This window comes from Moraxella canis, assembly GCF_002014965.1.
GTDB classification, from domain to species: domain Bacteria; phylum Pseudomonadota; class Gammaproteobacteria; order Pseudomonadales; family Moraxellaceae; genus Moraxella; species Moraxella canis.
In genome coordinates this window covers 38,442-47,137 of the sequence record NZ_MUXT01000014.1, presented here as the reverse complement: position 1 = coordinate 47,137, position 8,696 = coordinate 38,442, and the positions used below count along the sequence as shown (strand labels likewise).

General features: G+C 43.8%; 8 protein-coding genes. 3 read left to right on the top strand and 5 right to left on the bottom strand.

Annotation, left to right across the window (positions count from 1 at the left end):
• Nucleotides 1–437 (top strand): IS3 family transposase (locus tag B0180_RS09955; protein ID WP_143821304.1); only part of this gene is annotated, 437 nt, incomplete at its 5' end.
• A gap of 67 nt (nucleotides 438–504) precedes the next feature.
• On the opposite strand, the gene maiA is transcribed toward B0180_RS09955, so the two are convergent.
• The 5 genes from maiA to B0180_RS09925 form a co-directional block, all read right to left on the bottom strand.
• Nucleotides 505–1,140, bottom strand: a complete 636-nt coding sequence (gene maiA / locus B0180_RS09950) for a maleylacetoacetate isomerase (RefSeq protein WP_078256758.1) — start codon at nucleotides 1,138–1,140, stop codon at nucleotides 505–507.
• A gap of 141 nt (nucleotides 1,141–1,281) precedes the next feature.
• The gene (cysG, locus tag B0180_RS09945; RefSeq protein ID WP_078256757.1) at nucleotides 1,282–2,634 is read right to left on the bottom strand and encodes a siroheme synthase CysG; all 1,353 of its coding nucleotides are present in this window, start codon (nucleotides 2,632–2,634) and stop codon (nucleotides 1,282–1,284) included.
• A gap of 24 nt (nucleotides 2,635–2,658) precedes the next feature.
• Nucleotides 2,659–3,036, bottom strand: a complete 378-nt coding sequence (locus B0180_RS09940; RefSeq protein WP_078256756.1) for a DUF934 domain-containing protein — start codon at nucleotides 3,034–3,036, stop codon at nucleotides 2,659–2,661.
• Nucleotides 3,037–3,096: 60 nt separating this feature from the next.
• Nucleotides 3,097–4,773, bottom strand: coding sequence for a nitrite/sulfite reductase (locus tag B0180_RS09935; RefSeq protein ID WP_078256755.1), 1,677 nt, complete (start codon nucleotides 4,771–4,773; stop codon nucleotides 3,097–3,099).
• Between the two features lie 175 nt (nucleotides 4,774–4,948).
• A complete protein-coding gene (locus tag B0180_RS09925; RefSeq protein WP_143821303.1) occupies nucleotides 4,949–6,538 on the bottom strand; it encodes an aminotransferase class I/II-fold pyridoxal phosphate-dependent enzyme in 1,590 nt (529 codons plus the stop codon).
• A 177-nt stretch (nucleotides 6,539–6,715) separates the two neighbouring features.
• On the opposite strand from B0180_RS09925, the gene msrB reads away from it, so the two are divergent.
• Together msrB and carA are read left to right on the top strand one after the other, a co-directional pair.
• Nucleotides 6,716–7,129: a peptide-methionine (R)-S-oxide reductase MsrB gene (msrB, locus tag B0180_RS09920; RefSeq protein ID WP_049235857.1), complete on the top strand. Its 414-nt coding sequence runs from the start codon at nucleotides 6,716–6,718 to the stop codon at nucleotides 7,127–7,129.
• 320 nt (nucleotides 7,130–7,449) lie between these two features.
• Nucleotides 7,450–8,658 (top strand): glutamine-hydrolyzing carbamoyl-phosphate synthase small subunit, encoded by a 1,209-nt coding sequence (carA, locus tag B0180_RS09915; protein WP_078256754.1) that lies wholly within the window; start codon nucleotides 7,450–7,452, stop codon nucleotides 8,656–8,658.
• Nucleotides 8,659–8,696: the final 38 nt, after the last annotated feature.

Here is an 8,696-nt window from a genome sequence, read left to right as displayed (position 1 = left end):
TGTTTCATGGCGAGATTATCAGTCATCAGATGCATAGCAGTCCAAATGATGGCTTGGTTGCTAAGATGCTTGATAAAGCACTAAAGCGACTGCAAGCAGATGGCAATCGCAGTAACCAACAACTCATTTTACATTCCGACCAAGGCTGGCATTATCAAATGAATAATGACCAACAAATCTTAAAAGACAATGGCATTATCCAAAGTATGTCAAGAAAAGGAAATTGCTTGGATAATGCAGTGATAGAGAGTTTCTTTGGAACATTAAAAGAAGAAATCTTCTTTCATGGCAAAAATAGTCAAAGAGTGACATCAATCGACGAGCTTAGAAAAGTCATTGATGAGTATATTCACTACTACAATCATGATAGAATAAAGAGCAAATTAAAAGGACTAAGTCCTGTACAATACAGAATTCAGTCCTTGATTCAACCTTAACCGTTAATCTTAGTGTCTAAGAATTGGGGGTCGGTTCATTTTGGTGGCTTTTTTATTAAATTAATAATTAAACAGCGTCTTCTTGGTTTTCGGGCATCGCAGCAATAAAGGCAGGCTGAGTGTTGGCATATTCATAAATCCGCCGAAGTGTCGGATAGGCGCTCAGATCCACATGAAAGCGAATGGCGTTGTACATTTGAGGAATTAAAAAACAATCAGCGAAGGTCGGCGTATCGCCAAAGCAGTATCGGCTTGCTGTTTGGCTTAATGTTGTCTCTAAAGCATCAAAGCCAAGCTGTATCCAATGTGCGTACCAATCATCAACGGCAGCAGTATCCAAGTGAAGTGTGTTTTTTAGATAATTGAGTACTCTTAAATTATTCAGCGGATGAATATCACAAGCGATGTGCTGTACAACGCTTAAAACCTGAGCTTTTTTGGCAGGATCGCTAGGCAATAGGGCGGGTGTGGGATATTTATCCTCAATGAATAGCATGATGGCAACAGACTGGCTATAGCTCCCAGAATCATCTTCCCAAGTAGGGATTAGTCCTTGAGCATTGATTTGTTGATAGTCTTGTGTGGTCTGCTGCCCCTGTCTTAGATTAACAAACGCCTTTTGATATTCCAGACCTTTGAGTGCCAAAAAAATGCGTACCCGATAAGCAGCCGAGCTGCGAAAATAAGTGTGCAAAGTCGCCAAATTCTAAATCCTTTTATGGGTTATTCATTAATTGTGCTAAACTTATCCATCTGGACTTTTATTATTGCTGATATTGATGAATTTATCAATATCAATCAACCAAGCCTAACATTCTCCATTTAAAATGGATATCAATTTGGGTTATTGTGGCTGATACAAATCCACCACACGACCAACAATGATGATGGCAGGCGCGCTGATACCGGATTTATCTTTTTTATCAACAATATCTGTCAGTGTGCCTGTCAATACTTGCTGGGTGGGCAAGCTGGCATTTGAGATGATGGCGATGGGCAAATCGCTTGGTAGACCAGAGCCAATCAAAGAATCGACAATTTTATTAAGCGCGTGTAAACCCATATAAAAAACCAATGTTTCATCAGTTTGGTAAGCGCTTTTTAGACCATCAAAGGCTTCGTTGGTCTGATAACAGCCGGTCAAAAATCGTACAGAAGTTGCGACACCGCGATGTGTCAGCGGTATGCCCGCATAACTACCCGCCGCCAATGCAGCTGTAATCCCGCTGACAATTTGATAGGGAATATTAGCAGCTTGGCAAGCAAGCATCTCTTCGCCGCCGCGCCCAAAGACAAACGGATCGCCGCCTTTTAGGCGCAACACGCGATGACCTTTTTTGGCATACTCAACTAATAATTGATTGATTTCATCTTGGGTTTTGGCGTGATCTTTTCTTTTTTTGCCCACAAAGATTTTTTGGCTATCACGGCGGCACAGCTCCAAAATCTCATTCGACACCAATGCATCATACAGTACGATGTCTGCCTGTTGCATGAGTCTTAGCGCCTTAAAAGTCAGCAAATCTGGATCGCCTGCGCCTGCGCCGACGATATAGACTTCACCTGAGCGATTATTGGTATTTTTAAATTGATTAAGCTCATCACTGAGTGAGTCAATTTTTTCATCTTTTAAGGCACGGTTAAAAATTGACTCCCAAAAATATCGCCGCTCGGTGAGGGTAGGGAGAGTGTTTTTGACAGTTTGGCGAAACTCACCCGCCTTGTGTGCAAGCTCTCCTAAGCGACTGGGTAATGACGATTCAATTTTGGCTCTAATTAAGCGAGCAAGCACAGGCGCTTTACCATTGCTGGATACGCCGATCATAATCGGGCTTCGATCAACAATGGCAGGGAAAATATAATCGCACAGATCAGGCGTATCGACGATATTCACTGGCACGCCGTGCGCTTTTGCAGCATGATGAATGCTTAGATTGGTCTCATGATCATCAGTTGCACCGATGACTAACGCAGGCTTATGCTCGTTAAGATCGGTTGGCTCAAAGGATTTTTGATGAGCTTGATGATGATTGGACTGTAAAAAATTTAAAAACTCATCATCAAAATGCTTAGCAATGACCACAAGTCGTGCTTCAGCTTTTGCCATTAAGAGTGCTTTTCGGTGGGCGATATCACCCCCACCGATAATCAGCACAGTTTTATTGTTTAGGTTAAAAAATAATGGCAAAGTCTTCATAACGCTCACTTTATTTTTTTAATATTAGCTAAACAATGGCAAGCGATTAACAGATTCGCCATCATAACCTGTCGCCAGATCCTGCAAGGTTTTTGTCAGTGTCTCAACATTTGCTTCGTTCACCAAAAAAGCCGTTGCACCAGATTTGACAAAGTAATTGGCTTGATCAAGAGCGAAGTCACCACCTACAATGATCTCACCCTGAAAGCCTTGGTGTCTGGCATGGCGAATCAAGCTAAAGACGCGACCGTCCATGAAGTTAGCAACGACAAAAACAAGGCGCTCTTGATCAGCGATGGCGGCTTCGATATCATCAGGTGTGGCGTCAGCCGTCAAAGCTTGGCTTAGATCAAGCTCAGCGGGCTCTGAGTTGGCATGTCGATCAACTTTGATTGTACTCATTATTTATCCTTAATAGAAATAATCTATCTGTTATAATATTTTATAAATGTGATTAGTTAATTAGCTATATACGGCTGCTTTGAAGGGTGCTATGCCAAGTCTTTCAACAGCTTGAGCAAAGCTTTCGATATGCTCGTCACTTTCGATGCGCTCATTTTTATAGACATCAACAATGGTGGCGATGGTTTGGGCAACTTCGTCAGCGGCTACAGCGCGTCCTAGGATTTGACCCAATTTGGCATTCTCGCCTGAATTACCACCTAGGCTGATTTGATACCAGTGTTCGCCTTTTTTATCAACGCCTAGAATGCCGATATCACCCACATGGTGGTGAGCGCAAGCATTCATACAGCCTGACATATTCAAGCGGATATCGCCTAAGTCATACAGATAATCTAAGTCATCGAACTGTTTTTCGATGGATTCTGCAATATTGTGCGTGGTGGCATTGGCAAGCGCACAATAATCAAAACCAGGGCAGACGATCATGTCGGTCAAAGTGCCGATATTGGCGCGTGCAAGGTTAAGCGCGCTTAATTTTTGCCAAAGCGCGTATAGGTCGGTGACTTTGACATCGCCGAGTACTAAGTTTTGTTGGTGTGTGGCGCGAATCTCACCCAAGCTGTACTCATCTGCCAAATCCGCCAGCGCAAACATTTGCGTATCGGTGATGTCGCCTGCAGGCACATACGCGCCATCAACAACGCCAGCCTTTAATGAGATGACAACGGCTTTATAGCCATTGATTTTATGAGCGACGGTATTGTGCTTATACCAATCACGAAAAGCCTTGTCAGCTAAGAACTCATCTAGCTTTGCTTGCGCTGCCAAGCCATCAATTTGCTCATAAGCAGGCGTGGTAAAATAGCTTTCGGCTTTGGTAAAGTGCGCATCGGTCAATGTCAAGTCGCCATCTTTTAAAGACTGCCATTCATCATTGACTTTTTGGGCGAAGACATCTTTACCCAAGCTTTCCACCAAAATCTTGATGCGCGCTTTATATTTATTATCGCGGCGACCTTCCAAGTTATAAACACGCAAAATGGCATCAAGATAGCTAAGTAAATGCCTGCGCGGTAAAAATTCATTGATCAGCTTACCGATGATCGGTGTGCGACCTAAGCCGCCGCCGACAATCACTTCAAAGCCAATTTCGCCATCGCGCTCTACCAAGTGCAGACCGATGTCATGAACCTGCGTGGCTGCGCGGTCGGTTTTTGTACCGATGACGGCAATTTTAAATTTGCGTGGTAAAAAGGCAAATTCAGGATGGAAAGTACTCCACTGACGGATGATCTCGCAATAAGGGCGTGGATCGGCAATCTCATCAGCATGAATGCCAGAATAAGGATCGGTGGTGGTGTTACGAATACAGTTGCCTGAAGTTTGGATGGCGTGCATTTGATTGGCAGCCAATTTGGCTAAAATATCAGGCACTTCTTCAAGTTTCACCCAATTAAGTTGTAAATTGGTGCGCGTGGTAAAATGCCCATAGCCTTTATCATAATCACGCGCAATCTCAGCCAATGTGCGCAGCTGATGACTGCCCATCAGGCCATAAGGAATCGCAATACGCAGCATCGGCGCGTGGCGCTGAACATAAAGACCATTTTGCAAGCGCAAGGGCAAAAACTGCTCTTCGGGCAGCTCACCTGCCAAGAAGCGTTCGGTTTGGCTGCGAAATTGTGCCACTCGTTCATCGACAAGTTTTTGGTCGGCATAGCTGTATTGGTACATTATAAAATCCTATTTGGCTTAGCTGATTTATTTTGCATCATGTTAAGTGTTTGATGCCAAAAATTTAAATTCAAAAATGGAATATAGGTAGTGATTTTGGGGATATATTACACCTATTAATAATAAAAACGCCCCATGCAAAAGCAGCGGCGTTTTTGTGCTGACTGCTGATTGGTTAGTCGGTGCCAAATTCTTTGCGTTTTTTGGCAAAGAAGCGATCCAATCTGTCCATGGCATCTTCTAAATCGATGAGATTTGGCAAGAATACGACTCGGAAATGATCAGGTTGATCCCAATTAAAGCCTGTGCCTTGAATGATCAATACCTTTTCTTCGATCAAAAGATCCATCATAAATTTCATGTCATTATCAATGGGGTAGATCTCACGATCAATCTTAGCAAAGCAATAAAAAGCACCTTGGGGCATGGTACAGCTGATGCCTTTGATAGCATTAAGACGCTCAACCGCCAAATTGCGCTGCTTATATAAGCGTCCTGTCGGCGCGGTCAATGCCTGCATGGATTGATAGCCGCCCATCGCTGTTTGGATGGCGTATTGGGCAGGGACATTGGCACAAAGGCGCATGCTTGCCAGCATCGTCAGCCCCTCAATAAAATCGGCGGCATGATCTTTTTTGCCCGAAACCATGAGCCAGCCAGCACGATAGCCTGCGATGCGATGCGATTTGGACAACCCATTATAAGTCAGGACTAAACTATCATTAGTTATGGTGCACATGGGTGTGTGCGTGACACCATCATACAAGATGCGGTCATAGATTTCATCTGCCATAATCACCAAATCATATTTTTTGGCAAGTGCAGCGATGCTTTTTAGGATGTCATCAGAATAGACCGCGCCTGTGGGATTGTTGGGGTTGATGACCACAATTCCCTTAGTGCGTGGAGTGATTTTGCTTTCAATGTCTTTTAGGTCTGGTTGCCAATGATCTTCTTCAAGACAGCGATAATGCACCGCTTTGCCACCTGCTAAATTTGCCGCCGCCGTCCATAAAGGATAGTCGGGCATAGGGATCAAAATTTCATCATCATCGTCAAGTAGCGCTTGCATGGTCATGACGATCAATTCACTGACGCCATTACCGATATAAACATCATTGACATCGATGGCAGACAAAAGCCCTTTGCCTTGATAATATTGAAGCACCGCTTTTCTGGCGGCAAAAATGCCTTGAGAGTCAGAATAACCAGACGCCTCAGGTAAATTCAGCGCCACATCACGAATGATCTCTTCGGGAGCTAGTAGCCCAAAAGGGGCAGGGTTACCGATATTGAGCTTAATAATCCGCTGACCCTCAGCTTCCATGCGATTGGCAGTCTGTAGTAGTTCACCGCGAATATCATAGCAGACATTGGCAAGCTTGTTGGATTTTTTTAAAGGTTTTGGGTGTGACATGGTGGTGTATTCCGATGGCAAAGTAACGAAAATCTGATCAGGCTGTGGTTTGATGAGAGTTGATTTTGGGTGAATTTCATTAATGGGTTGTTGCTCAGGTGCCTGTGGGGCTGAGTCGCCGCTTACAAGATAGCTTTCACTGACGCCCAAAGCTGCCGCTAATATGGGTAGTTTGCTCATGACGATGCCATTTTTGCCACATTCCCAATTCGCGATCGCACCGCGACTGACAGGCGCGCCAAGCTCACTCATCTTGGTGGCTAGAGCTTCGGCGGATAACCCCAAAGCCTTACGCCGCGATTTTAGCCGTAAGCCTTGTTCTGTGATGGTATTTTGTGGGTCATTCATGCTAATATATCCTTAAGTGTGAAGATCATTTTATGTGATAAAGTGATGAATTGCAAGTTATACTTTACAAAATTTATTGGTGAATTAAGATGTTTTTTTATGCAAGTAAATCTTGCAATGTATCATCCTAAATTGATCAGTAACCCATTTTTTTTCAAAAAGTTTAAGGAGTGAATCATGAAACCCCTTGATAAAGCAGTGATAGAGTCGATGAGTGAAGCAGATTGGCAAAATCGTTTGGATGATTTGTCATACTATGTGCTCAGACAAAAAGGCACTGAGCGTGCATTTACAGGGCTTTATACTGACACCGAAGCGGATGGTGTGTATCGCTGTAAGGGCTGTCATACGCCGCTTTTTGATAGTAGTGCTAAGTTTCATTCAGGCTGCGGTTGGCCAAGCTTTGACAAAGTTATCGGCGATAATGTCGTTGATGAAACGCTGGATTTATCGCATGGCATGCGCCGCATTGAGGTAACTTGTCATCACTGTGGCGGACATTTAGGTCATGTTTTTCCAGATAATCATGTAACCGACACTGGGCTAAGATATTGCATTAATTCGGCAGCAGTTGTGCTTGATGAAGCCTAAAACCGTCATAAATGCGATGTTATTTTGAGTAAAAATTTTTGCTCAAAATATAGATTTTTTGTATTTTTTTATATATAATAAGCAAAATCTACGATGAGCGAGTGATTATGAATCCACATAACTTTATCTTGGCACTGACGCAAGGGTAAGTTATTTGTTTTAATCATTCGCTTTTTTGTGGGCAAAATCAAGCAATAGCGATGAGTTTTTTGGCGGACAACCGCTAAAAAATTTTATCTAAAATTTGGTAAACGCCAATTTAATCTATAAGATTTTATCACATAAAAGTTTAATTCTAATAAAAAATTCGGGTGAAATTCATGACAGCTCAAACAACAAAAAAAGCCGTTTTGGCACTCGCTGATGGCACGATTTTTCGTGGTGTAAGCATTGGCGCAGCAGGCAGTACCGTTGGCGAAGTGGTATTTAATACTGCCATGACGGGCTATCAAGAAATTTTGACCGATCCCAGTTATTCAGGTCAGATGGTTACTTTGACCTATCCGCATATCGGTAATACTGGCTGCAATGAAGAAGATTCTGAATCTGGCCGCATTCATAAAGTTTGGGCAACTGGCTTGATTATCCGTGATTTGCCGCTTTTGCACAGCAATTTTCGCGCGACAGGCTCGCTGTCTGAGTATCTCAATGAGCACAATGTGGTGGCAATCGCTGACATTGATACGCGCCGACTCACCACACTGCTGCGTACCACAGGCGCTCAAAATGGCTGTATCATGACAGCTGATGAGCAAGGTGAGATTGATGAAGCGCGAGCGGTAGAATTGGCACGCTCAGCGCCGAACATGAAAGGTCAAGATTTGGCCAAAGTCTGCTGTGACCAAGAAGGCTATGAGTGGACTGAAGGCTCTTGGGAGCTTGCCAATGATGGTCGTAACGCCAAGACAACCGAAACAGGCGGGCGATTTGCCAAGCTTGGGGTGGATATTGAAAAACAGTTTGATATCGTGGCGTATGACTTTGGGGTAAAAACCAATATCTTGCGTATGCTGGTAGATCGTGGCTGCCATGTGACGGTTGTGCCTGCTACCACGCCAATCCAAGACGTTTTGAAGCATAATCCTGATGGGATTTTCCTATCAAACGGACCTGGCGATCCTGAGCCTTGTGCGTATGCCATTGAGGCGATTCGCCATGTGATCACTCAGACCCAGATTCCTGTCTTTGGCATTTGTCTTGGTCATCAGCTACTGGCATTGGCCAGCGGTGCTAAAACCATTAAGATGAAATTCGGTCATCATGGTGCCAACCATCCTGTCCAAAATCTGGCAGATGGTACAGTGATGATCACCTCACAAAACCATGGTTTTTGTGTGGATGAAGAGACTTTACCTGAGCATGTTCGCCCAACGCATCGTTCATTGTTTGATGGCTCAAACCAAGGCATTGAGCTGACCAATCATCCTGCGTTTAGTTTCCAAGGTCACCCTGAAGCAAGCCCAGGACCACATGATTGTGCGGTGCTGTTTGATAGATTTGTGGCAGAGATGCAGAAGTCCAAAGCTTAATACAGGGTGTCAGATCCTGTTTTTGAATTGATAAAAAT

Coding starts and splice junctions, on each gene's coding strand:
- B0180_RS09925 (WP_143821303.1), bottom strand. CDS start 6,538: ATGAATGACCCACAAAATACCATCACAGAACAAGGCTTACGGCTAAAA.
- B0180_RS09940 (WP_078256756.1), bottom strand. CDS start 3,036: ATGAGTACAATCAAAGTTGATCGACATGCCAACTCAGAGCCCGCTGAG.
- cysG (WP_078256757.1), bottom strand. CDS start 2,634: ATGAAGACTTTGCCATTATTTTTTAACCTAAACAATAAAACTGTGCTG.
- carA (WP_078256754.1), top strand. CDS start 7,450: ATGACAGCTCAAACAACAAAAAAAGCCGTTTTGGCACTCGCTGATGGC.
- B0180_RS09935 (WP_078256755.1), bottom strand. CDS start 4,773: ATGTACCAATACAGCTATGCCGACCAAAAACTTGTCGATGAACGAGTG.
- msrB (WP_049235857.1), top strand. CDS start 6,716: ATGAAACCCCTTGATAAAGCAGTGATAGAGTCGATGAGTGAAGCAGAT.